Consider the following 22041-nt stretch of genomic DNA (forward strand, 5'->3'; position numbering starts at 1 on the left):
TCAACTACGGTTCGGTGGCGCCCCTTCGAGGGCGCGGGGCTGTATCGAACTGCGGCTCCGCCGCGCGGGTGCGACCAGCCACGATGGCGCCGCATCCGACCGACGGCCTATCGCGGCACGCCCAGCGCAGCGGGCAGCGCTTCGGCGTCGGTGCCCCGGCCCGTGCGGAAGTACGGCGACTTGCGCACGAAGCGGGCCCAGGCGGCGGCCAGGAAGCCGGAGGCGATCATCGCCAGGGGAGTGGCCAGCAGGAACCAGCCGTTGTTCGCGCTGACTTGGAAGTGGTCGGCGGAGGTGGCGAAGGACCAGCCCAGGTAGCCGCCGAGCCCGAGCAGGGTCAGTGCGCTCAGCGTGGGCAGCACCACCGCGCGGATCCCCTGCCGCCAGTCCTCGCGCAGAAGGGAGCGGAAGCGGACGGCGGCGGCGAGCGCGGTGAGCGCGTAGGACAGGGCGACCACGATGCCCACGGCGCTCACCGTCGCCATGATCATGTCCGCGAGCCGCGGGATGACCAGGGCGAGCGTCGCGACCGCCGCCGCGAGCGCGCCGATCAGCAGCGTCCCGGCGGCCGGAGTCCCGTACCGGGGGCTGACCTTGGACCACACCGGTCCGAGCGTACGGTCCCGGCTCATGGCGAACATGCCCCGGGCCGCCGGGATCACCCCCGCCTGGAGCGAGGCGACCGCCGAGAACATCAGCGCCACCAAGGGCAGCGCCGCCAGCGGCTGGTCGGCGAGCCGCTCCCCGAAGAAGGCCAGGCCCTCGGCGCCGTGACCGGCCAACTCCTCCTCGGACAGGACGCGCTGGAAGGCGACAGAGCCGAGCAGGAACAGCGCCAGCATGGTGAACAGGGTGGTGAAGCCGGCCTTCGAGGCCTCCCGGGGGTCGCGCACCTCCTCGTTGACGGTGAACGCCGCCTCGAAGCCCCAGTAGCAGAACACCGACAGCAGCAGTCCCTGGGCGAGCGCCGTCGGTGACGGTATGGCGAACGGGTCGAACCAGCTCAGGCTGAAGTCGTGCGGCCCGGTGACGATGCCGTAGCCGCAGAAGCCGAGCAGGACGGCGTACTCGAAGACCAGCAGCCAGCCCTGGAGGCGGGCCGCCTTGCGGACGCCGGTGACGGCCGTGACGGTGACCGCCGCCAGGACGCCGATGCCCACCGCGGTGGTCTGCGCGGTCGACCCCGGATCCAGGTCCAGGCCGCCGAGCCGGTGCACGCCCGCGTCCTCGGCGAGCTGGATGATCGCCGAGCCGGTGACCGCCGTGGTGTAGGCGAGGAAGGCCACTGTCGCCACGAGGGTCACCCAGCCGACCATGAAGCCGAGCCACGGATTCAGCGAACGGCCCACCCACACATAGCCGTTGCCCGCGTTCGGCTCCACCCGGTTGAGCCGCGCGTAGGCGCCCGCGATGCCCAGCACGGGCAGGAAGGCCAGCAGCATGATCGCCGGCAGGTGCAGGCCGACGACTCCGGCGGTGACCCCGAGGCCGATGCCGATGCTGGTGGTGGCCGCCGTGCTGGAGGCGGCGATGGCGACGCCGTCGAGGACGCCGAGGGATTTGCGCAGCGCGGGTGGGTCCAGGGCTGGGGGTGTGTCGGTCATGGCGGGCTCCGCTCGCACCAGGGGGCCGCGTTCGGCCCCGGTGACCGCACATGAAACTGGCCGCGCACTTCACAGGTCAACGGTGTTGTCATAAGGTGCGGCCACCCGGACCGAGGGAGGCAGCATGACCGACCGTGTCGTCCCCGCCGCCGACCGGCGGCGCAGGCGCCCCACCAAACAGGGCGTCGTGCTGTCCGAGGAGCTGATCGTGGCCACCGCGCTGCGGCTGATCGAGGAGCACGGCGCCGAGGCCCTGTCCGTACGCCGCCTCGGCCGCGCCCTCGGCGCCGACCCCAGCTCCCTGTACCGCTACTTCCGGCACACCGACGACCTGATGCTCGCCATCGCCGACGAACTGATCGGACGGACGCTGCGGACCTGGCGGCGCACCGGCGACTGGCGGGCCGACCTGCGCGAGCTGGGCCTGCGCATGCACGCGGGAGCGCTCGCCCATCCCCGGGCCGCCGTGCTCAGCGCCTACCGGGTGACCGGACGGGCGCACGAGATCGAGGCCGTGGAGACCGGCCTCGGCGTGCTGCGGCAGGCCGGCTTCCCCGACGCCGACGCGGTGCGCGTCTACCACGCCTTCGTCGACCAGGCCCTCGCCTTCGGCGCCCTGGACTCCGCCAGCAGGGCCCTGCCCCGGGCGGCCCAGGACGCCGAGTACGCCGTATGGCAGGCGACGTACGCGCGGCTGCCCGCGGACACCCACCCGCACATCGCCGCGACCGCTCCTCATCTCGTCGCCGACATGCGGCGCAGTTCCTACCCGGCGGCGCTGGAGCTGCTGCTGAGCGCGGCGGCGGCGGAACTGGCGGAAATCCGGGGACGTATGTGATCATCCGCTGCGAGACTGGGCCGCACCGAACACCCGCTCGTCCTGGAGGCAGCCCGCGATGACCCCGCCGCCCGCACGTCCCGCGAAGCAGCGCAAGCTCGACACCCTGCACCGCCTGGAGCACGACGAGGACGTGTGGGTCGCCACCGCCGCACCCGACGGGGGAGCGCCCTATCTGGTGCCGCTGTCCTTCCTGTGGGACGGCGAGACGCTGCTCCTCGCCACCCCGGCCGCGAGCCCCACGGGCCGGAACCTGAAGGCGACCGGAGTGGTGCGGCTGGGGCTCGGGCCGACCCGGGACGTGGTGATGATCGAGGGCGGTGTCGAGGCGCTCACGCCGGACGGGCTGCGTGAGGGCGAGGGGGACCGGTTCGCCGCCACGACCGGTTTCGACCCGCGCGAACTCACCACCGCCTACCTGTACTTCCGGGTGCGTCCGCAGCGCGTCCAGGCGTGGCGCGAGGCGAACGAGCTCGCCGGGCGCGAGCTGATGCGCGACGGGGCGTGGCTGGTCGCGGACTGACGGGTCGCGGACTGATTTCGGCGGGCCGGGATATCCGGACGGTAAAGGGCGCGGGGCAGTTCGGCCCCGCGCCCGTGGACCGTACGGAGGAGACATGGCACTGGTGAAAGCGGGGGTCTTGGTGCTCGACTGTGCCGAGCCCGAGAAGCTCGCCGTTTTCTACACGGAACTGCTGGAGGGTGAGCAGACGGAGGCGAACGCCAACCGGGTGGAGATCCGGGGCGCGGACGGCACCCGGCTGGCCTTCCGCCGCGATGTGAACGCCACCCCGCCGAGCTGGCCGCGCCCGGAGAACTCACTCCAGGCCCACCTCGACTTCGTGGTGGAGGACCTGGACGAGGCCGAGCGCAGGGTGGTCGGCCTGGGCGGGCGCCCGCTGGACACCAAGGACGCCTCGGGTCCCTTCGAGGAACGCGGCTACGCCGACCCGGCCGGCCACTCCTTCACCCTGCGCAAGGTGACACCCACGTCGCCGAAACAGGGCTAGGCCCTGTCGTCAGACGCGCGCGGCCCGCCCTCCGGGCGGACGACGGGAAGGTGACGACAGGGCCCAGGGCTCAGGCGTTCACCTCGGCCTTGGCCTTGGCCTTCTTGATCTCGTCGCCGGAGGGCCACACGCCCGTGGACCGTTCGACGGCCTTGGCGCCGGTGCGGTTCAGGGCGCTGCGGACCACCGCGAAGATGGCGCCCTGGATCGCGGCCGCCAGGAGGACCTCGCCCCAGCCGCGCTCCCGGTCCAGGGCATCGGGGGCGTCGTCCTCGTGGCGGATCGCCTTCCAGGTCGTCTTGAAGACGAGTCCCGCCAGGGCGCCGCCCGCCCAGCCCATCGCGAACCCCATGGGCTTGTAGGCCAGGGGGAGTTTGAGCTTCTGCTGCTTCTGCTTGGCCACGTCTGCCTCCTTGATTCAGGGTCGTCCTCGGTCCGCTACCCGCTCGGCCGCGGGTACAGGCCCGGGCGGTGTTCCCGTGCCGAAGGGCCGACCGCCCAGCCTCTCGCGCCCGTGCGGGCTCCGCCAGCCGGACAGGTCCGGTCCGAGGGGCACGACACCGGTCGGGTTGATACCGGTGTGCACCTGGTAGTAGTGCCGTTTGATGTGATCGAAGTCGACGGTGTCCCCGAAGCCGGGCGTCTGGTACAGGTCCCGGGCGTACGCCCACAGCACCGGGTCCTCCGCCAGCTTCCACCGGTTGCACTTGAAGTGACCGTGGTAGACGGCGTCGAACCGCACCAGCGTCGTGAACAGCCGGATGTCCGCCTCCGTGATGGCGTCCCCGACCAGATAGCGCCGCTTCTCGAGGCGCCGCGAGAGCAGCTCAAGCCGCCGGAACACGCCCGCGCAGGCCGCCTCGTACTCCTCCTGGTCCACCGCGAACCCGGCCCGGTACACGCCGTTGTTGACGTCCTCGTACACCTCCGCCATCACCTGGTCGATCTCCTCCCGCGACCCTGCGGGATACAGATCGGGAGCCCCCTCCCGGTGCAGGGCCGCCCACTCGGTGGCGAGGTCCAGGGTGATGCGCTGGTAGTCGTTGGTGACCAGCTTTCCGCTCGGCACGTCCACGATCGCGGGCACGCTCACCCCGCCGGGCGCGTCCGGCTCGCGCGCGTCGTAGGCCTCGGCGAGGAAGCGGATGCCGAGCACCGGGTCGCGGCCCTCCGGGTCGAGCGTGAAGCGCCAGCTGCGGTCGTCCTGGATCGGGTCGGCGACGGCCAGCGACAGCGCGTCCTCCAGGCCGAGCAGCCGCCGGGAGATCACCGCCCGGCTCGCCCAGGGACAGGCACGGCTGGCGACCAGCCGGTAGCGGCCCGCCTCCACCGGCCAGCCGTCCCGGCCGTCGGCGGTGATCCGGTCCGCGAAATGGCTCTTGGACCGGGTGAACGACTTGTGGCCGTATGCCGCGTTGCCGTCGTCGGGCATGTCGTGCTCCTCCCTCTCGGACACTCCCCGGGTCCCCCGTTTTCGGCGGTCGGCACGGTGTGATCGGCTCCTTGTGGGGCATTCGGCGGGGATGAGCGACAAGGAGAGGACCGCGGACCGCGGGACGCGGGTCACCGTGCTGGTGGCGCTTGCGGCGAACCTGGTCATCGCGGTGGCCAAGGCGGTCGGCGGACTGCTCGCCCAGTCCCCGGCCCTGCTGTCGGAGGCGGCCCACTCGGTGGCCGACAGCGTGAACGAGGTCTTCCTGCTCGCCGCGCTGCGCCGCAGCCGCCGTCCCCCCGACCGGCGGCACCCCTTCGGCTACGGCAAGGAACGCTTCTTCTGGTCGCTGCTGGCCGCCGTGGGGATCTTCGTCATGGGTGGCTGCTTCTCCTTCCTCCAGGGCGTCGAGGCCTTACGGAACGGCGGCGAGGAGAAGCTGGAGGGCTATGTCGCCGGAATGATCGTGCTCGCCGTCGCCCTCCTCGCCGAGGGGGCCTCGCTGGCGCGGGCCCTGTACCAGGCGAACCGGCAGGGCGGCCTCGCCGCGGGCGGCCTGCGCGACCCGGCGCTGCGCACGGTCGTCGCCGAGGACGGCACCGCGGTACTGGGCGTGACCCTCGCCCTGACGGGCATGGCCCTGCACATGGTCACCGGGCAGGTCGTCTACGAGGCCGCCGCCTCCCTCGCGATCGGGGGGCTGCTCGTGTACGTCGCCTACCGGCTCGGCCGCGACGCCCGGGCCCAGTTGATCGGCGAGGCCGCCGACCCCGAGGCCACGGACCGGATCCGGGCCCTGCTCCGGGAACAACCGGAGATCGACAGCGTGGAGGCGCTGTTCACCATGAAGACGGGCCTGGAGACGGCCCTGGTGGCCGCCCGGGTCGATCTGATGCCGGGCCTGGACAGCGAAGAGGTCGAGGAGGTCGCCGTACGGATCAAGCGGGCCGTCGCCGACGCCGTACCGGAGGCGGAGCAGATCTTCCTGGACATCACCGACCGTGCCGCCCAGGAGGCACGGGAAAGCCCCGCCGCGACGGGGGAACGCGGCGGGGCCTGACACGCGGGTGCCCGGCGGACGCGGGTTCATGCGTCCCCGGCGCAAGATTTCTCCCGGCGGGTCAGTCGCCGTCGACCGGCTCCAGGACGAAGACGGGGATCTCGCGGTCGGTCTTCTTCTGGTAGTCGGCGTACGGCGGATAGGCCGCGACCGCACGCTCCCACCACTCGGCCTTCTCCGCGCCGGTGATCTCACGGGCCGTCATGTCCCGCTTGTCCGGGCCGTCCTGGAGCTCCACCAGGGGGTCGGCCTTGACGTTGTGGTACCAGACCGGGTGCTTGGGCGCCCCGCCCAGCGAGGCGACCGCCGCGTACCGGCCCTCGTGCTCGACCCGCATCAGCGGCGTCTTGCGGATCTTGCCGCTCCTGGCGCCCCGGGTGGTCAGCAGGATCACCGGCATCCCGGTGTCCCGCAGGGTCGTCCCCTTGGTGCCGCCGGAGCTCTCGTACAGCTCCACCTGCTCGCGCACCCACTGGGTCGGGCTGGGTTCGTACTCGCCCTCGAGAGGCATGGCATCGGTCCCATCGTCGTGTTCGTGCGACTGGCAACCCCATTCAACACAGATGCGTGCGCGTTTCATCCGTCCTGGTGGTCCGAGTCGGCCCCTCGGGGTCGAGAACGGCCACCTCGATGTCGCGCAGCCGCTCCGGGGCGGCGATCACCTCGTACCCGGCGATCCGCTCCCCCTCGACCCGCACCTTCAGGGCGAGCAGCAGCCGGCCGCGCGGGGCGACGACGATGCCGACCCGCCCGTCGACGAGGGCCGTTGCCGCCCACCGGGCGCGGTCCCGCAGCAGCGCGGTCCCCTCCGCCACGGCTCGGGCGCCGCGCAGTTCGGGCGCCATCCCGGGCGGCAGCGCGGCGGGGTCCGCGTGACGCACCACGCCGGGGGCGAGGACGTCGAGCAGGGCGCCGATGTCCCCGCCCCGGGCGGCGGCCAGGAACGCCTCGACGACCCGTCGGTGCCGGTCGAGTTCGGCGCCCCGCACCACGGGTGTGCCCCGCACCTTGTGGCGGGCGCGGCTGGCCAGCTTCTTCGCCGCCGGCCGGGAGCGGCCCACGACCGGGGCGATCCGGTCGAAGGGCACCCCGAAGAGGTCGTGCAGCACGAACGCGACCCGCTCGGCCGGGCCCAGCCGGTCCAGGACGACCAGCAGGGCGAGGCCCACCGAGTCGCCGAGGACCGCCGCGTCCTCCGGGCCACCCGTGTCGCCCTCCCGCTCCGGCGGCCGCTCCCCGAACGGCTCCTCGCGCCGCGCGGCGGGCGCGCGGAGCATGTCGAGGCAGATCCGGGAGACGACCGTGGTCAGCCAGGCCGACAGACTGTCGATGCCGTCGTCGCCGGTACGCACCAGCCGCAGCCAGGCCTCCTGCACGGCGTCGTCCGCCTCGTCGGGCGAGCCCAGCAGCCGGCCGGCGATGGCCCGCAGACGCCCGCGCTCCGCCTCGAACCGCCGTGCCAGCCTCTCGTTCCCGGCCATGGGTCACCTTTCCTCGCCGAATGCCGTCACCTCTGTGACGCATCCCGCCGCACAGAGGTGACCGTGATGAACCTGCTGCACATCGACTCCAGCGCCGACACCGCCGCCGACTCCGTGAGCCGACGGCTCACCGCGCTGTTCGCCACCACCTGGCGTGCCGCGCACGGCACCGGCCGGCACCGGCACCGCGACCTCTGCGCGGACCCCGTGCCTCCGCTGACCGCGGCCCAGGCCACCCTCGGCCGACGCGTCCAGCGGGCCGGCCTGCTCGCGCCGGAGAAGGTGCCCGCACTCATCGAGAGCCCCGCGGAGGAGAGGGAGTGGGCCCTGACCCTGCCCCTGATCGAGGAACTGCGCGCTGCCGACACCCTGCTGCTCGGGGTGCCGATGTACAACTTCGCGGTGCCCGCGGCGCTGAAGGCATGGATCGACCGGGTCACCTTCCCCGGCGCGTTCACCGCCCCGGACACCGGGGAGAGCCTGCTGAGGGACCTGCGAGTGGTGGCGGTCCTGGCGCGCGGCGGCGGCTACGGGCCGGGCACGCCGCACGAGCACGACGACTTCCAGACGCCGTATCTGAGGGCCTACTTCGGCAATCTCGGCGTCGCCGCGGAGAACCTCCACCTGGTCGCGGCCGAGCTGACCATGGCCTCGCGGATGCCGCACCTGGCCCATCTCGCTCCCCTGGCCGAGGACTCCCTGTCCCGCGCCCGCGCGACGGTGACCTCCCTCGCGGCGGCCTGACCTCAGCGGGACTCCACCAGCCGCCGGGCCGCCTCCCGGGCCTCGGCGGCCGGACGCCTGCTCCCCGTGATGCCCGCGGTCACCATGGCGCCCTCGGCGAGCAGGAAGAGCGGCCCGGTCAGGTCCTCCGGCAGTCCCGCGTCGGCGACGAGACCGGCGAGGTAGTCCCGGAACGCCCGCTTGTGCGCCCGGACCTGCTCCGCCACCCGGTCGGAGGTCGTACCCAGCTCGCCGTAGGAGTTGATCCACGCGCACCCGCGGAAGCCGTCCTCGCCGAACCACCTCTCCAGCCAGTCGAAGACGGCGAGCAGCCGCTCCACGGGGTCCTCGGTGCGCGCCACATGGGCGGCGAGCCGTTCGCGCCAGCGTTCGTCGCGACGCTCCAGATACGCCTCCACCAACTGCTCCTTGGCGGGGAACAGTTGGTACAGCCGCTTGAGCGAGACCCCCGAGGCGCCACGGACGGCGTCCATGCCGACGGACTGGATGCCCCGGCCGTAGAACAGCTCCTCGGCGGCGTCCAGTGCCCGCTCCCGGGCGGTTGCGCTGTCCATGTCCGGCCACTCCCCGCACGACGGCTGCTTGACGCGAGAACGTGCGTTCTCCTACCGTGCCGATCGTAGCGGAGAACGCACGTTCTCCCGAATCCGCCCAGGAGGCCCCCATGACCGATCGCCCGCCCCTGCCGCCCTTCACCCACGAGAGCGCCGCGCGGAAGGTGCGCGCGGCCGAGGACGCCTGGAACACCCGCGACCCGCGCAAGGTGGCGCTCGCCTACTCCGAGGACTCCGTCTGGCGCAACCGCGACACCTTCCTCACCGGCCGCGCCGAGATCGTCGAGTTCCTCACCGCGAAGTGGGCGCGCGAGCGGGAGTACGCGCTGCGCAAGGACCTGTGGGCCTTCGACGGCGACCGCATCGCGGTCCGCTTCCAGTACGAGTGCCTCGACGCCGACGGCCAGTGGTGGCGGTCGTACGGCAACGAGCTGTGGGAATTCGACGAGCACGGACTGATGACCCGGCGCGAGGCCAGCATCAACGACGTCCGCATCGAGGAGCACGAGCGGCGCATCGCCGGGGCGCGAAGGGAGGAGCCGCTGCCGGTTCAGTAGGGTGCACGGATGAGCGAACAGACCGGGAAACCCTTCCTCTACGTCGTCGTCTGTGCCGCCGGAATCGCCGCCGGCGTGGGCAAGCTCGTCACCGCCGCGCAGGAGCGGGGCTGGGAGGTAGGGGTCATCGCGACGCCCGTCGCGATGAACGGCTTCTTCGACACGGCCGCCGTCGAGGCGCTGACCGGCCGCCCGATCCGCTCCGCCTGGCGCACCCCCGCCGACCCGCGCCCGTTCCCGCCGCCCGACGCGGTCGTCGTCGCGCCCGCCACCTTCAACACCGTCAACAAGTGGGCGGCGGGCCTCGCCGACACCCTCGCCGTGGCCACCCTGTGCGAGGCGTACGGCCTGGGCGTCCCGGTCGCCGCCCTGCCCTGCGTGGCCGACTCGCTCGCCGTCCACCCCGCCTATCGGGACAGCCTGGTACGGCTGCGCGACATGGGCGTCCGCTTCGGCGAGCCCTACACAGGAGAGCCCCAACAGGACGGCAGGCGGCCGGACTTCCGCTGGGAAAGGGCGCTCGACCTGCTCGCTCCGGCCGCGTGAACATCCCGGCCACGGGTACCGAGGCGGGCCGGAACCCTCACCGGACCACGGCGCGTCGGAGTCCTCGGCGCCGACCAGGCTGAGGCCGAGTGGGCAACGGGCAGACCCGCGCCGAATCCCTTGCCCCGCACTCCTTCCTGCCCCGCACCCGCGCCAAGCCGCTCGGCGTCCGGCTCCCCGGCACCGTGGGCGACCGCGGCCTGCGGCTCCGCCGTGCACGAGGCCGACGCCACCTGCTGAAACCAACTTGCCGAAATTTCCTGCAAGTTATTGCAGTCCCTGTGCCGGGCTGTTTGACTCACCTCTCCGAGCCGAGAGGAACGACGCGACCCATGAGCACCGAGACCGACGTCCTCGTCCTGGGCGGCGCGGGCGTGGACACCATCGTCCACGTCCCCGACTTGCCCCTCCCGTACGCCGACAGCTACATGATCCGACCCGGCATCAAGACCCGCGCCGGACAGAGCGGGGACTTCGTCGCGGTCGGTCTGACCGCCCTGGGCCTGCGCACCCACCACCTCGACATGATCGGCGACGACCCGGAGGGCGACCTGGTCCGCGCCCTCCACCAGGAGCACGGCATCGCCCTGACCGCCGTACCGCAGCCCGCGGGCACCAAGCGCGCGGTCAACCTGGTCGGCCCCGACGGGCGGCGGCTGTCCCTGTACGACGACACGCGCTCCCGTCCGGACGACCGGTTCCCCGAGGAGACCCTCCGCGCCCTGGCCGCCGACGCCCGCCACGCGCACGTCGTCATCACCCACCCGTGCTCCCAGGCCCTGCCCGTGCTGCGGGAGGCCGGACTCACCGTCTCGACGGACCTGCACAACTGGGACGGCGTCAACCCCTACCACGAGCCCTTCGCCCTCGCGGCGGACCTCGTCTTCGTGTCCACCACCGCCCTCGCCGACCACGAGGCGACCATGCGGGACATCGCCGCGCGCGGCCGGGCCCGTGTCGTCGTCGCCACGGCCGGCGCCGAGGGCGCCCACATGCTGGTCGACGGCACGCTCACGCACGTGCCCGCCGCGGCGCCGCCCGCCCCGGTCGTCGACTCCAACGGCGCCGGCGACGCCTTCGCCGCCGCCTTCCTGTTCGGCTGGCTGGCCGGCGAGGACCCCGACCGGTGCGCCCGCTACGGCGCCGTCGCCGGTGCCTACGCCTGCACGGTCCCGTCCACCCGCGCCGACGCCATCGGCCGCGAGGAACTCCTCGCCCGGGCAGCGGAGTTGGACGGTGACCTCGTATGACCGGTCACGGCTACGGCGTCGTCGTCAGCGGCGGGGCAGCGATACGGGCTGCGTCCTGGCCTCCCCGCTGAGCGAGGACCCGGACCACACGGGGCGTGCCTGCCGGACTACGGCCCCGATCACCCCTGGCGGCACAGCCTGCGGGACGCCCACGCCCTGCCGAGGGACGACGTCCGCGAGCACCGTACCGAGGCGCACCGCATCCGGGCCCGCGTGCCGGGCGGCCCCGCCTGGTCGGTCGCGGCCATGGCGCCGTACCGGCAGCGGGCCGTCGGGCCGATCCGCGCACCCTGCGCCGTCGGGGAGCGCCCCTGCGGGCCTGAGCGCGGGGTGAGTCGCAGGGCCTAGAGGCAATCCACCGTCGGCCCGGCCAGCATGCCGCCGGTGTAGAGCGCCTGTCCCTCCGGCATCCAGTAGCCCAGCTTCGACACGACGGTGGAGCAGGTGTCGCGCAGCGCGACGCGGACCACCACGGTGGCGGGGCGGCCGGGTTGGAGGTCGTTGAGGGCGCAGTCGAGGGCGTACAGGTTCCGGGTCGTCGCGGGGCGGCTGCCGACCAGCGGATTGACGCACCGGGCGTCGTCCGTGGCCAGCTCCACCCCCGACGCCTCCTCGCCGATCAGCCCGAACCGCGCGCTGCCGTCACCGCGTTCGCTGTCGCGGTGCACCGTGTACGTCAGGGTCGTCGCCGTACCGCGCCGCAGGGTGCTCCGGTCGACCTCGACGCGGTGCGTCGGCGCGGACTTGGGGGCGCTCAGCGTGAGCGTGGCCCGCACCGTGCCCCGCAGGTCCACGCCCGCGGGGTCGGAGCGGACCCGGACGTCCGCCTTGACGTCGTACGTGCCCGGTCCCGGGTACTCCCGCGAGCCGGGCAGCGTGCCGGAGGCGACCTCCTGACCGGCGCGCCGGGCCGTCCACGTACCCGACGTCAGACACACCGGACGGGCGGGCAGCGCGGCCCGGCGGCAGGTCGCGGGCGCCGAGACCGCCATCATCGGCGTACCGCCGCCCAGGCACAGCGACACCGAGGCCCGCTGCCCGCCCGGCCCGTGCAGGGTTCCGGCGGGCGCGCAGAGCGTCGCGGGGCCCTCGGCGGCGGGCGCGGGCGACGGGTTCGGCGCGCCCCACGCGGGCGCCACGACACCGAGCGGCAGCAGCGCGGCCGCCCCGAGCAGAGTCCTCAGCCTGATCAGACGCATCCGCACCGCGATCCTTCCGCACGCTCGCGACCGGCCGGCGCCGGTCGTCCGCACCGAGGATGCGCCGAGGGCACGGCCGAACTGCCGCTCCCACGCCGCACGGTCACCCTGCGGGCAGCAATGCGCTCCACCCCGGACGCCGTACGCTCGCCTCGTACCGACCCCGAAGGCAGGAGCAGCAACGATGCAGTACGTGAAGCTCGGTTCGACGGGCCTGGACGTGTCGCGGATCTGTCTGGGCTGCATGACCTACGGGCTGCCCGACCGAGGCGTGCACGAGTGGACGCTCGACGAGGAGGCCTCCCGTCCGTTGATCCGTCAGGCGCTCGAAGCGGGCGTCAACTTCTTCGACACCGCCAACGTCTACTCCGACGGCACCAGCGAGGAGATCGTGGGCCGGGCGCTCGCCGACTTCGCCCGGCGCGACGACTACGTGCTGGCCACCAAGGTGCACGGCCGGATGCGGCCCGGCGCCAACGGCGGCGGCCTCTCCCGCAAGGTGATCATGACCGAGATCGACCACAGTCTCAGCCGCCTCGGCACCGACTACGTCGACCTCTACCAGATCCACCGCTTCGACCCGCACACCCCGGTCGAGGAGACCATGGAGGCGCTGCACGACCTGGTGAAGGCCGGCAAGGTGCGCTACCTCGGCGCGAGTTCGATGTACGCCTGGCAGTTCTCCAAGATGCAGTACACGGCGGAGCGGCACGGCTGGACCAAGTTCGTCTCCATGCAGAACCACTACAACCTCCTCTACCGCGAGGAGGAGCGCGAGATGATGCCCCTGTGCGTGGACCAGGGTGTCGGCGTCCTGCCCTGGAGCCCGCTGGCCCGGGGCCGCCTCACCCGCGACTGGGGCACCGTCACCGAACGCAGCGCGAGCGACGACTTCGGCAGCCGCCTCTACCGGGAGAGCGACCGCACGATCGTCGAGGCCGTCACCCGCGTCGCGAACGACCGGGGCGTCAACCGCGCCCAGGTGGCCCTGGCCTGGCTGCTGCACCGTGACCCGGTGGTGGCCCCCATCGTCGGCGCCGCCAGGTCGCAGCACATCGAGGACGCCGTGGCGGCGGTGGAGCTGACCCTCAGCGAGAAGGAGATCGAGGAGCTGGAGCGGTCGTACACGGCCCGGGACATCGTGGGCCACTGACCTAGTGCGGTCCGTGCGGCTCGAACTCCGTGCCGCACGGACCGGCACCCGCGCTCTCCGGCAGCTCGATCCGCTCGCCCCGCATCGACAGGGTCCGGTAGTACGCCCCGATCCGCTCGGTCGACCGCCCGACGTAGTGGCCGATGAACGACCGCCGGAACCGGTCGGCGCTGCGGTTCGGGCGCGAGCCGTGCACCAGACTGCCGTTGAAGAACAGCACGTCCCCCGGCGCCATGTCGACCGGCACGGCTTCGAGGCCCGGCGGCGGCGGAACGTACTCCCGCGCGAACGACACCCCCTCGTCGGCCTCTTCGGGACAGAACAGCTCCATCCGGTGCGTTCCCGGTACGACTTCGAGGCCGCCGTTCTCCCGGTCGATCTCGTCGCAGGCGATCCACGCCGCCACACAGGTCCCCGGTTCGACCCGCAGATAGAAGTTGTCCTGGTGCAGGGCCTGCCCCCGGGCTCCCGGCGGTTTGAAATAGAACATGCTCTGGGCCGCCAGCACCTCCTCGCCCAGCAGCTCTTCGAGCACCGCGCGCAGCCGGGTGTCGAGCAGCACCTCCATCGACAACGCGTCGATCTCGTGCGGGTGCATCACCCGCGGATACTCCCGGAGCGGATCACCGTCCGCCGGACGCGGCTCGAAATGCCCCGGCACCGGGCCCGCCGCGTGCAACGCCGTGAACCGCGCGCACAACCGGTCGATCTCGTCGTACCGGAACAGTCCGCGCGCGACCATGAACCCGTCCGCGCGGAACCGCCGGAGTCCGGCGGTGATGTCCGTGGCTGTCATGCGTCCACTCCTTCGGTCAGGGGCATCCGTACGTCACGCTAGGCGGACGCCGGTTCGAGGAGGATGCCCATGCGTGCTGACGGATTGCCCAGGACCGCTGCCGGGGCCGGCGATCCGGCCCCGCCGCCCGGCCTGGTGGTCGTCGGCCGCTTCGACCAGCCGACGGGGTACGGCGTCCACCGGCCGGGCGGCGCCGACAGCTGGCTGTTCACCTGGACCACCGCGGGCCGGGGCCACCTGCGCCAGGGCGCGACCGAGACCCTCGCGTCCCCCGGCGACCTCGTCGTGCTCGCCCCCGGCGTCGCCCACCGCTACGGCGTCGCACCGGGTGCCGGCCACTGGGAGTTCTGGTGGGCGCACTGCACGGTCCGCCCGACGTGGCACGCCTGGCTGCGACCGTACGCCGCCGGGGACGGGCTGTACGTGATCACGCCGCGGCCAGGGCCACCGGAGGGCCGGGTCGAGGCTCCGCAGTCCGGCCGGGGTGCGGCGCAGCCCGCGGGGGCCGAGGCGGCGCCCATGGGGGTTGTAGCGGCCGACGACCGGTGCGAGACCGCGCCCGCGGGGGTCGAGGCGGCCTACGGCCGGTGGGAGTCCGCGCCCGCGGGGGTCGAGGCGGCTTACGGCCGGTGGGAGTCCGCGCCCGCGGGGGTCGAGGCGGCTTACGGCCGGTGGGAGTCCGCGCCCGCGGGGGTCGAGGCGGCTTACGGCCGGTGGGAGTCCGCGCCCGCCGGGGTCGAGGCGGCTTACGGCCGGTGGGAGTCCGCGCCCGCGGGGGGCGGGGCGGCCCATGACCGGTTCGAGGCTGTGCGCGCCCGGCTCCCGGTGCCGTACGCCCGTGTCGAGGCCGCGTTCCGGCGGATGCGCGCCGATGCCCGGTGGACCGGAAGCGGTGCGCCGCCCGGCCCGGGGGCCGAGGAGGACCGGGTCGCCGTGGCGCACGGGTCGGCGGCCCGTGAGCTCGCCCTGTGCGCTCTGGAGGAGGTCGTCCTGCTCACCGCCGCGTCCGCGCGCGAGCAGCCGGCCCCGCCCGGTGTCGACGCCCGGATCCGGCGTGCCGAGGAGCTGATCGCCGCCGATCCGGGTGCCCCGCACACCGTCCGCTCGCTGGCCGGGCAGGTGGCGCTGTCGCCCTCCCGGTTCGCCCATCTGTTCACCCGGCAGCTCGGCCAGTCGCCCATGCGTGCCCTGCGCGAGGCGCGGCTGCGCCATGCCGCGCGGCTGCTGGAAGGCACCGATCTGTCGGTGGAACGCGTCGCGGCGGCCTCCGGATTCGCCAGTCCTTTTCACTTCAACCGGGTGTTCCGTGAACGCTATGGGACACCGCCCGGCGCCTACCGGATGAACGGTCCAATGGCCGTCGGCACGGACGAGGGGACTGACGCGCGATGATTTCCGGATGCCTTGCTGACAGAAGTTCAATTTGCCGCGCGTCGCACCCGACTCACAAAACCCCGGCAACTCTTGTTCCCTGTTGCTGACCTGTGCAAAGGTGTGCCTCGCTCCCTTGTGTCGCATGCTCCGAAAGAGCCGCGCCCGGAGCATACCCCTTGGTATGGACCTTTAAATGCCGCATGTTCCTCCGGAGGAATGCCGCCGTGCACGACGCAGGCCTGTCGAATTCCCCAGGAAACGCTCGCCCCCTCGAATTGACCGACGCTCAACTGAGCGCCGAACTCAAGAAGTGGACGGGAGCGTCCCCCGCGCTCCACCCGGTGGGCGAGCTCCTGGACCGGCACTGGGCGGCGGGCTTCGCCTACGCGCGGCTGTGCACCAGCACGCCCCGCGCCGCGGGCATGCTCACCACGGCGGCGTTCACCCGGCTTTTCGGACAGACCCTGCGCCAGACCGGCCCGACCTCCGCCTGGCGTCCCCAACTCCTCGTCACCGTACGGCGGGTGGCGGGGGAGTGGGACACCGACCAGCGTCGCGAACTGCTCCACCCGGAGTTGCTCGCCGACTCCGCCGACGGCGAGCGCGCCGTGGCCCGGCTGCTGCCGCCGGCCGACCGCCGACTGCTGTCCGGAGCCTTCCAGCGGCTGCCCCAGTCGGCCCGCTGTCTGCTCTGGCACACCGAGGTCGAGGCCGAGCCGCTGGGGACACCCGCCGGACTCCTGGGCCTGGACGAGGAGGGCGCCCGCGTCGAACTCGGCCGGGCCCGCGACCGGTTGCGCGAGGAGTGCCTCCAGGTCCACCGCGAGCTGGCGCCCGACCAGGAGTGCCGGCAGTATCTGCGGCTGCTGGACGTCACGTACCGGCGCGGCGGCGCCGACGTGGACCCCGATCTGCGCGCGCACCTGGACGGCTGCCGGCACTGCCGCGACACCGCAGGCCAACTGGACTGCTTCAACCACGGACTCGGCCTCGCCCTCGCGGAGGCGGTGCTCGGCTGGGGCGCGCGGGAGTACGTGGAGTCCCGCGCGTACCGCGCGGAGGACGAGAGCGCGCCGGTCGAGGCGGCGGCCGTGCTCGGGGAGGACTTCGGCGCGGGACAGCCGGCCGACGCGCCGCGGCCGTCGTGCAGCCGCAAGGCCCGCAAGGCGGCCCGGCGTGCGGTGCGGCGGCGCAACCTCACCGTCGCCGTCGTGACCGTCGGCGCGCTGGTCGTCATACCGCTGCTGCTGTGGTCCGCCCTGGGCTCGGAGGACGGCGGCACCCCGGACGGCGCGGGCCGCTCCGCGGAGGCGGCAGGCCGTACTCCGACCACCGGCCCCTCCTGGGCCGGGGCGAAGGAGGCGGCGAAGGGCACGCTGACCGGACGCCTGCACAACATCGCCTCCGGGCTGTGCGTCGGCGTCGTGGGCGGCAAGATCGTCGAGGGCGCCGAGACGGAACTCGCGGAATGCTCGGCGCAGGCCGGCCAGCAGTGGGTGTACGAGACCGACGGCCGCCTGCGCAGCGCCGCCGAGCCGGAACTGTGCCTGGACTCCCACCTCGGCTACTCGGTGCGGCTCGCGCCCTGCACGCGGACCAGGAAGGTCCGCTACGACTTCACACTCCAGGGCACCCTGGTCCCGCGCTGGGACCAGGAGCTGGCCCTCACACCCGCCGCCACCGACGGCTCGGGCGCGCTGGTCCTCAAGACCCGCAAGGACGACGCCGCCCAGCGCTGGGTGATCGACACCTCAAAGCCGGAGCTCCAGCTGGAGGCGGTCAACTGGGACGCCCCCGCGACCACTCAGGCCCCCCGGCCGACCCCGACCCCCACCCCCACGCCGTCGAAGACCCCGAAGGCCACCCCGACCCCGACGCCCACGCCGACCCCCTCGGCCTCCGACGACTGCCACACGAACCCGTACGCCTGCGACTGGGGCGACGGCAACGGCTGGGGCGGCGGTGGCGGCTACGGCGACGGACGCCGCTGACGTCAGGGCCCCGAGCCCGGCGCGAACACCGTCAGGGTCACCGTGGAGGCGTTGCCGGACACGGGCACCGCACCGGCCGTCCAGGGCACCTCGATCGGCTTCCGCTCGTCCGGCGGGGTCACCAGCAGCGCCGCCGGGCGGGCCGTGCGCGCCCCGCTGATCTCCGGACTCGAGTACGACAGACCCGCCCAGGCGCTGTCACCCGGCGCCAGCGTCACGCGGGCCGGCGTGCCGGGGGCCCGCTCGGGGTCCGGGCCGAGCTGCTCGCCGGACGCGTCCACGAAGGCGGCGCCCGGATAGCCGTACACGGTGCAGGTGCGCGCGGAGGCGTTGGTCAGGACGACCGGGAAGTTCCGCTGACCGGCCCCGGGATCCACGCGGCCGACCTCGGCACGCAGCTGGCCGGTGTGGCAGCGGCGCGGCTTCTGCGCGGCCCCGGGGGCGGAGGGCGAGGACGCCGGTGCGCTGCCCAGGGCGGCGGAAGGGGACGGCGCCGGTTCCGTGGTGGTGGTTCGTTGGCTCGGGGAACCGCTCGTGGGCCCGCGCTGCGGAGCGGTGCTCGTGCCGTCGGCGCCGCCGCACGCGCCGAGCAGCGCGACCGCGCTCGCCAGCAGGGCGGCCCGGCGCACGGACGAGGACGTGTCCATGGTCTCCACGCTCCTGAGGGTTCGTCACGTCTCCGGGTGTCCGCCGGGCCGCGGGGAGAAACCACTTCGAGCGTACGCCCGCTCAGTCCTCGTCCAGGATCCCCAGTTCCGCCCAGATCGTCTTGCCGTTCTCGTGGTGCCGGCTGCCCCAGCGCTGGGTGAGCTGGGCGACCAGCAGCAGCCCTCGGCCGCCCTCGTCCCAGGTCTTGGCCCGGCGCAGGTGCGGGGCGGTGTGGCTGGAGTCGGACACCTCGCAGATCAGCGTGGCCGCGTCATGGATCAGCCGCAGCCGGATCGGCTGGGCGCCGTACCGGATGGCGTTGGTGACCAGCTCGCTCACGACCAGCTCGGCCGTGAACGACGCGCCGCTGAGCTCCCAGGCGGCGAGCTGCTCCACGACCTGCTTGCGGATCGGCCCGACCAGGGACGGGTCGGCCGGGATGTCCCACGTGGCGACCCGGTCGGCGGGCAGTCCCCGGGTACGGGCCAGCAGCAGCGCCACGTCGTCGGCGACGCCGCCGGACGGGAGCAACGCGTGCAGGATCCGGTCGCAGGTCTCGTCCAGCGAGTCGGAGGGGATCGCGAGGGCGTCCAGCAGCAGCGCGTGGCTGGTGTCGACGTCGCGGTCGCGGTTCTCGATCAGTCCGTCCGTGAAGAACGCCAGCAGACTGCCCTCGGGCACAGCGACCTCGGCCGACTCGAACGGCAGCCCGCCGAGCCCCAGCGGTGGCCCCGCGGGCAGCTCGATCCGCCGGGGAGGGCCGGTCGGCGGCATCATCACGGGTGGCGGATGCCCGGCCCGGGCCAGCGTGCAGCGCCGGGACACCGGGTCGTACACGGCGTACAGGCAGGTGGCGCCGACCTCGCCGGTGCCGTCCTCCCCGCCGGTCTCCCCGGAGAGCCGTACCACCAGGTCGTCGAGGTGGGTGAGCAGCTCGTCGGGGGCCAGGTCGATGTCGGCGAGGGTGCGTACGGCGGTGCGCAGCCGGCCCATGGTCGCCGAGGCCTGGATGCCGTGCCCGACGACGTCCCCGACGCACAGCGCGACCCGCATCCCGGACAGCGGGATGACGTCGAACCAGTCCCCGCCCACGCCGGAGCGGGCCGCCGGCAGATAGCGGGAGGCCGCCTCGACGGCGGGTGTGCGGGGCAGGCCGCGCGGCAGCAGGCTGCGCTGGAGGGCGAGGGCCGTCTCGCGCTCGCGGGAGTAGCGGCGGGCGTTGTCCACGCAGATCGCGGCCCGGGCCGTGATCTCCTCGGCCAGCAGGACGTCGTCGGCGGTGAACGGGTCGGGGCGCCGGAACCGGGTGAGCACCGCGACGCCGAGGGTCTGCCCCCGGGCCCGGATCGGCACGGACATCGTGGAGTGGATGCCGTACTCCCTGACCCGCTCGCCGCGGGCCCGGTCCTGGCTCAGCCAGGTGTCCAGGTCGCCGGAGGGCACCGAGGCGACGACCGTGCGGCCCGCCGTCAGGGAGGCGGCCTGCGGGGACTCCGCCGGGTACAGCTGCCGGTGCCCGGGCTTGACCACCGCCTCCGGGCTCCCCGGGTTCACCGAGCGGTGCGCGGCCCGGCGCAGCCCCATGGGCGCGGTGACGGGCGTCGGCGGGCCCGTGCCGTCCTCGTCCGGGTCGAGCAGGTCGACGCTGACGAAGTCGGCGAGCGCGGGGACGCACACATCGGCCAGTTCCTGTGCCGTCCGGGTGACGTCGAGGGTGGTGCCGACGCGCACGCTGGCCTCGTTGACCAGCTGCAGGCGCTCCCGGGAGAGGTAGTTCTCGGTGAAGTCGTGGGCGGCCAGGCACACGCCCCGCACCCGGCCCTCGGCGTCCGTGACGGGCGCCATCCGGGCCAGCCAGGCGTGCGCCCGCTCCTCGCCGCCGGTGCGCATAAACGTCTGCACGTCCCGGGCCCGGCCGGTGGCCAGCACCCCGGCCATCTGCTCCTCGAGCTCCTCGCTCTGCGCCTTGCCGCCGATCTCGGAGATCCTCAGCCCCTGGATGCGCTCCTTGGGCAGCCCGATCACGTCCGCCATGGCGTCGTTGAGCCGGCGCAGCCGCAGCCGCTCGTCGTAGACGGCCGTCGCGCACGGGGACTGGATGAGTGCGGCGGTGTCCAGGGGATCGTCGGGGGCGTACGGGCCACCGGCCTCCAGCGGTGTCACCACGAGCCAGTGAGCCGGACGGTCCGCGTGCGGGGGCCGGTAATGGGCCAGCAGCCACACCCGCACCCGGTGGCCGTCCTGGTGGCACAGGGGGACCGTGCCGTCCCAGCGGGGGCCGGACGGGACCGGCAGCGAGCCGTCGGCGAGCAGCTCGGCGGCGGGCCGTCCCACGACGTCGGCGGCCGGCCAGCCCAGCAGCCGCCGCGCACCGGCGTTCCACTCCACCAGCGTGCCGCGTTCGTCGATGACAGCCCGGGCCGTCGCGGCGTCGTCGATCGGGTCGTGCGGGCTCATCGTCGCCACTCCAACGCGGACACTCACAGTGATCGGTGGTCACGTGAGTTCCCAGCCTAGTGCGTCCGGCCCGTCGGCGGACCGGGAACGCCTGTGCGGGTGGTCGAACGGTCAAGGTCGAATTCCGGCCGTTCTGCCCTGCTGGACGCAAGCGCTTTCTCCCGACCCTTGATGATGTTGTGCGCCCGCCCGTCAAAATCTGCGTGGTCACGATCAGTTGTGAGTACTTCTGTGCCCGGATGAGGGAGAGCCGTATGACGGTCACTCGCAGATCGGTTCTGATCGCCTCCACGGCCGCCCCGGCGGCGGGGGCGCTGCTGGGTGCGGAGGCGCGGGCCGCCGAGACGGCCGGCCACCGCTCCGGCCGCCGCACGGTGCCACTGCGCGACGGCTGGCGGTTCGCCCTGGTTGACCCGGGCGGGATCACCGACCCGAGCGGCGCCTACGCCGAGGCCGCGAGCCCCGCGCACGATGACTCGGCGTGGCGGGAGGTGGCCGTGCCGCACGACTGGAGCATCGAGCTCGCCCCGACCACCGAGCACGGCACCACCAGCGGCACCGGCTTCTTCCCCGGCGGCCTCGGCTGGTACCGCCTGGCCTTCACCCTGCCACCCGCCCTGGCCGGCCGGCGGATCTCGGTGGAGTTCGACGGCGTCCACATGGACTGCGTCGTGCACTGCAACGGCACCGAGCTCGGCCGCCACCCCTACGGCTACACCGGTTTCGCCTGGGCTGCGGACCGGAACGCTCATCGTACGGACCACCCGGGCCGACTCGGCCGCGCTCACCCCCGCGGCCGAGTTCGAGCCCGACCTTCCCCCGCCGCTGAACCACCCGCAAGCGGACGCCAGTTACTCCGGCCGTCCTGACACCCTCCCGGCCGCGATGCTCGACGGCGACCCGGCCACCGGCTGGTCCAACGGCTTCCACAAGGCGCCGACCGCCCTGCTGCCGGCCTTCGACGGCGCCCGCGCCGAGGACTGGGTCAGCGTCGACTTCGGACGCGCCCGGACCTTCGACCGGGCCGAGGTGTCGTTCACCGTCGACGCCACGCACAGCCTGCCCAGCGCCGTCGAGGTCGACATCTGGGACGGCCGCCGATGGATTCCGGCCACCGGCGTCTCCGTCGACTGGGCCACCGCCTCCGACGCTCCGAGCGCCGTCACCTTCGACCCGGCGCGCGGCTCCCGGCTGCGCCTCACACTGACCAGCGCGCACCCGGGTCAGCCGCGGGGTGCTGTCCGCATCAGCAAGTTGACGGCGCCGGGCGTCTGAGCGGGGCATCCGCGCCGTTCGCGCGGTCCGCGTCGGTCCGGACGGGGAAGCAGTCCCGTCCGGACCGTTGAC

The 22041-nt window shown here is 73.5% G+C and carries 21 protein-coding genes and 3 pseudogenes; 14 read left to right on the plus strand and 10 right to left on the minus strand.

The annotated features are described in order from the left end of the window. Window positions 1–107: 107 nt before the first annotated feature. Window positions 108–1604 (minus strand): APC family permease, encoded by a 1497-nt coding sequence (locus tag AC068Z_RS33000; RefSeq protein WP_478564010.1) that lies wholly within the window; start codon window positions 1602–1604, stop codon window positions 108–110. A 124-nt stretch (window positions 1605–1728) separates the two neighbouring features. Here AC068Z_RS33000 and AC068Z_RS33005 point away from each other — a divergent pair, with 124 nt between their 5' ends. From AC068Z_RS33005 to AC068Z_RS33015, 3 genes are all read left to right on the plus strand, one after another. Further along, entirely contained in the window at window positions 1729–2442 is a 714-nt protein-coding gene (locus AC068Z_RS33005; protein ID WP_478564013.1) for a TetR/AcrR family transcriptional regulator, read from the plus strand. A 58-nt stretch (window positions 2443–2500) separates the two neighbouring features. Then, window positions 2501–2965 (plus strand): pyridoxamine 5'-phosphate oxidase family protein, encoded by a 465-nt coding sequence (locus AC068Z_RS33010; protein WP_478564016.1) that lies wholly within the window; start codon window positions 2501–2503, stop codon window positions 2963–2965. Between the two features lie 94 nt (window positions 2966–3059). Next, the gene (locus AC068Z_RS33015; protein ID WP_478564019.1) at window positions 3060–3452 is read left to right on the plus strand and encodes a VOC family protein; all 393 of its coding nucleotides are present in this window, start codon (window positions 3060–3062) and stop codon (window positions 3450–3452) included. 70 nt (window positions 3453–3522) lie between these two features. Here the strand turns inward: AC068Z_RS33015 and AC068Z_RS33020 are convergent, their stop codons facing one another. Continuing rightward, on the minus strand, window positions 3523–3804 hold the full coding sequence (locus tag AC068Z_RS33020) for a DUF4235 domain-containing protein (RefSeq protein ID WP_478564360.1): 282 nt from the start codon (window positions 3802–3804) through the stop codon (window positions 3523–3525). Window positions 3805–3870: 66 nt separating this feature from the next. Continuing rightward, complete coding sequence (locus AC068Z_RS33025; protein ID WP_478564022.1) at window positions 3871–4884, minus strand: glutathione S-transferase family protein; 1014 nt, start codon at window positions 4882–4884, stop codon at window positions 3871–3873. A gap of 91 nt (window positions 4885–4975) precedes the next feature. Between AC068Z_RS33025 and AC068Z_RS33030 the strand changes: the two genes are divergently transcribed. After that, window positions 4976–5944 carry a cation diffusion facilitator family transporter gene (locus AC068Z_RS33030; RefSeq protein WP_478564025.1) on the plus strand — a complete coding sequence of 323 codons (969 nt, stop codon included), beginning with the start codon at window positions 4976–4978 and terminating at the stop codon, window positions 5942–5944. A 61-nt stretch (window positions 5945–6005) separates the two neighbouring features. Here the strand turns inward: AC068Z_RS33030 and AC068Z_RS33035 are convergent, their stop codons facing one another. Continuing rightward, entirely contained in the window at window positions 6006–6455 is a 450-nt protein-coding gene (locus AC068Z_RS33035; protein ID WP_478564028.1) for a nitroreductase family deazaflavin-dependent oxidoreductase, read from the minus strand. Between the two features lie 43 nt (window positions 6456–6498). After that, on the minus strand, window positions 6499–7425 hold the full coding sequence (locus AC068Z_RS33040) for a sigma-70 family RNA polymerase sigma factor (RefSeq protein WP_478564031.1): 927 nt from the start codon (window positions 7423–7425) through the stop codon (window positions 6499–6501). Window positions 7426–7491: 66 nt separating this feature from the next. Between AC068Z_RS33040 and AC068Z_RS33045 the strand changes: the two genes are divergently transcribed. Further along, window positions 7492–8169 (plus strand): FMN-dependent NADH-azoreductase, encoded by a 678-nt coding sequence (locus AC068Z_RS33045; protein ID WP_478564034.1) that lies wholly within the window; start codon window positions 7492–7494, stop codon window positions 8167–8169. Between the two features lie 2 nt (window positions 8170–8171). Here the strand turns inward: AC068Z_RS33045 and AC068Z_RS33050 are convergent, their stop codons facing one another. Further along, entirely contained in the window at window positions 8172–8723 is a 552-nt protein-coding gene (locus AC068Z_RS33050; protein WP_478564037.1) for a TetR/AcrR family transcriptional regulator, read from the minus strand. Window positions 8724–8833: 110 nt separating this feature from the next. Here AC068Z_RS33050 and AC068Z_RS33055 point away from each other — a divergent pair, with 110 nt between their 5' ends. From AC068Z_RS33055 to AC068Z_RS33065, 3 genes are all read left to right on the plus strand, one after another. Beyond that, window positions 8834–9280 carry a nuclear transport factor 2 family protein gene (locus tag AC068Z_RS33055; RefSeq protein WP_478564040.1) on the plus strand — a complete coding sequence of 149 codons (447 nt, stop codon included), beginning with the start codon at window positions 8834–8836 and terminating at the stop codon, window positions 9278–9280. Between the two features lie 9 nt (window positions 9281–9289). Beyond that, a complete protein-coding gene (locus AC068Z_RS33060) occupies window positions 9290–9826 on the plus strand; it encodes a flavoprotein (protein WP_478564043.1) in 537 nt (178 codons plus the stop codon). 332 nt (window positions 9827–10158) lie between these two features. Next, window positions 10159–11076 carry a PfkB family carbohydrate kinase gene (locus AC068Z_RS33065; protein WP_478564046.1) on the plus strand — a complete coding sequence of 306 codons (918 nt, stop codon included), beginning with the start codon at window positions 10159–10161 and terminating at the stop codon, window positions 11074–11076. 344 nt (window positions 11077–11420) lie between these two features. Here the strand turns inward: AC068Z_RS33065 and AC068Z_RS33070 are convergent, their stop codons facing one another. Beyond that, entirely contained in the window at window positions 11421–12275 is an 855-nt protein-coding gene (locus AC068Z_RS33070) for a hypothetical protein (RefSeq protein WP_478564049.1), read from the minus strand. Between the two features lie 184 nt (window positions 12276–12459). Between AC068Z_RS33070 and AC068Z_RS33075 the strand changes: the two genes are divergently transcribed. Then, the gene (locus AC068Z_RS33075) at window positions 12460–13428 is read left to right on the plus strand and encodes an aldo/keto reductase (protein WP_478564052.1); all 969 of its coding nucleotides are present in this window, start codon (window positions 12460–12462) and stop codon (window positions 13426–13428) included. A 1-nt stretch (window position 13429) separates the two neighbouring features. On the opposite strand, the gene AC068Z_RS33080 is transcribed toward AC068Z_RS33075, so the two are convergent. Beyond that, window positions 13430–14224 carry a phytanoyl-CoA dioxygenase family protein gene (locus AC068Z_RS33080; protein WP_478564055.1) on the minus strand — a complete coding sequence of 265 codons (795 nt, stop codon included), beginning with the start codon at window positions 14222–14224 and terminating at the stop codon, window positions 13430–13432. A 69-nt stretch (window positions 14225–14293) separates the two neighbouring features. Between AC068Z_RS33080 and AC068Z_RS33085 the strand changes: the two are divergent. The 3 genes and pseudogenes from AC068Z_RS33085 to AC068Z_RS33095 all read left to right on the plus strand — a co-directional run. Then, window positions 14294–14527: pseudogene (locus AC068Z_RS33085) on the plus strand (helix-turn-helix domain-containing protein); the annotation flags it as partial. A gap of 534 nt (window positions 14528–15061) precedes the next feature. Beyond that, window positions 15062–15616: pseudogene (locus AC068Z_RS33090) on the plus strand (helix-turn-helix domain-containing protein); the annotation flags it as partial. Window positions 15617–15822: 206 nt separating this feature from the next. Next, on the plus strand, window positions 15823–17589 hold the full coding sequence (locus AC068Z_RS33095) for a ricin-type beta-trefoil lectin domain protein (protein ID WP_478564058.1): 1767 nt from the start codon (window positions 15823–15825) through the stop codon (window positions 17587–17589). 2 nt (window positions 17590–17591) lie between these two features. On the opposite strand, the gene AC068Z_RS33100 is transcribed toward AC068Z_RS33095, so the two are convergent. Together AC068Z_RS33100 and AC068Z_RS33105 are read right to left on the minus strand one after the other, a co-directional pair. Then, a complete protein-coding gene (locus AC068Z_RS33100; RefSeq protein ID WP_478564363.1) occupies window positions 17592–18236 on the minus strand; it encodes a DUF4232 domain-containing protein in 645 nt (214 codons plus the stop codon). 82 nt (window positions 18237–18318) lie between these two features. Continuing rightward, a complete protein-coding gene (locus AC068Z_RS33105) occupies window positions 18319–20694 on the minus strand; it encodes a SpoIIE family protein phosphatase (RefSeq protein ID WP_478564061.1) in 2376 nt (791 codons plus the stop codon). A gap of 254 nt (window positions 20695–20948) precedes the next feature. On the opposite strand from AC068Z_RS33105, the pseudogene AC068Z_RS33110 reads away from it, so the two are divergent. Both AC068Z_RS33110 and AC068Z_RS33115 read left to right on the plus strand, forming a co-directional pair. Then, window positions 20949–21425: pseudogene (locus tag AC068Z_RS33110) on the plus strand (glycoside hydrolase family 2 TIM barrel-domain containing protein); the annotation flags it as partial. Window positions 21426–21579: 154 nt separating this feature from the next. Further along, window positions 21580–21969, plus strand: a complete 390-nt coding sequence (locus tag AC068Z_RS33115; RefSeq protein WP_478564064.1) for a discoidin domain-containing protein — start codon at window positions 21580–21582, stop codon at window positions 21967–21969. Window positions 21970–22041: the final 72 nt, after the last annotated feature.

This window comes from Streptomyces sp. NPDC043726 (genome assembly GCF_056436565.1).

Bases quoted from the DNA above. Each gene is read 5' to 3' on its own strand.
- AC068Z_RS33115 (WP_478564064.1), top strand. From the start codon at position 21,580: ATGCTCGACGGCGACCCGGCCACCGGCTGGTCCAACGGCTTCCACAAG.
- AC068Z_RS33020 (WP_478564360.1), bottom strand. From the start codon at position 3,804: ATGGGGTTCGCGATGGGCTGGGCGGGCGGCGCCCTGGCGGGACTCGTC.
- AC068Z_RS33100 (WP_478564363.1), bottom strand. From the start codon at position 18,236: ATGGACACGTCCTCGTCCGTGCGCCGGGCCGCCCTGCTGGCGAGCGCG.
- AC068Z_RS33060 (WP_478564043.1), top strand. From the start codon at position 9,290: ATGAGCGAACAGACCGGGAAACCCTTCCTCTACGTCGTCGTCTGTGCC.
- AC068Z_RS33080 (WP_478564055.1), bottom strand. From the start codon at position 14,224: ATGACAGCCACGGACATCACCGCCGGACTCCGGCGGTTCCGCGCGGAC.
- AC068Z_RS33050 (WP_478564037.1), bottom strand. From the start codon at position 8,723: ATGGACAGCGCAACCGCCCGGGAGCGGGCACTGGACGCCGCCGAGGAG.
- AC068Z_RS33000 (WP_478564010.1), bottom strand. From the start codon at position 1,604: ATGACCGACACACCCCCAGCCCTGGACCCACCCGCGCTGCGCAAATCC.
- AC068Z_RS33010 (WP_478564016.1), top strand. From the start codon at position 2,501: ATGACCCCGCCGCCCGCACGTCCCGCGAAGCAGCGCAAGCTCGACACC.
- AC068Z_RS33065 (WP_478564046.1), top strand. From the start codon at position 10,159: ATGAGCACCGAGACCGACGTCCTCGTCCTGGGCGGCGCGGGCGTGGAC.
- AC068Z_RS33105 (WP_478564061.1), bottom strand. From the start codon at position 20,694: ATGAGCCCGCACGACCCGATCGACGACGCCGCGACGGCCCGGGCTGTC.
- AC068Z_RS33040 (WP_478564031.1), bottom strand. From the start codon at position 7,425: ATGGCCGGGAACGAGAGGCTGGCACGGCGGTTCGAGGCGGAGCGCGGG.
- AC068Z_RS33030 (WP_478564025.1), top strand. From the start codon at position 4,976: ATGAGCGACAAGGAGAGGACCGCGGACCGCGGGACGCGGGTCACCGTG.
- AC068Z_RS33055 (WP_478564040.1), top strand. From the start codon at position 8,834: ATGACCGATCGCCCGCCCCTGCCGCCCTTCACCCACGAGAGCGCCGCG.
- AC068Z_RS33070 (WP_478564049.1), bottom strand. From the start codon at position 12,275: ATGCGTCTGATCAGGCTGAGGACTCTGCTCGGGGCGGCCGCGCTGCTG.
- AC068Z_RS33035 (WP_478564028.1), bottom strand. From the start codon at position 6,455: ATGCCTCTCGAGGGCGAGTACGAACCCAGCCCGACCCAGTGGGTGCGC.
- AC068Z_RS33025 (WP_478564022.1), bottom strand. From the start codon at position 4,884: ATGCCCGACGACGGCAACGCGGCATACGGCCACAAGTCGTTCACCCGG.
- AC068Z_RS33075 (WP_478564052.1), top strand. From the start codon at position 12,460: ATGCAGTACGTGAAGCTCGGTTCGACGGGCCTGGACGTGTCGCGGATC.
- AC068Z_RS33005 (WP_478564013.1), top strand. From the start codon at position 1,729: ATGACCGACCGTGTCGTCCCCGCCGCCGACCGGCGGCGCAGGCGCCCC.
- AC068Z_RS33045 (WP_478564034.1), top strand. From the start codon at position 7,492: ATGAACCTGCTGCACATCGACTCCAGCGCCGACACCGCCGCCGACTCC.
- AC068Z_RS33015 (WP_478564019.1), top strand. From the start codon at position 3,060: ATGGCACTGGTGAAAGCGGGGGTCTTGGTGCTCGACTGTGCCGAGCCC.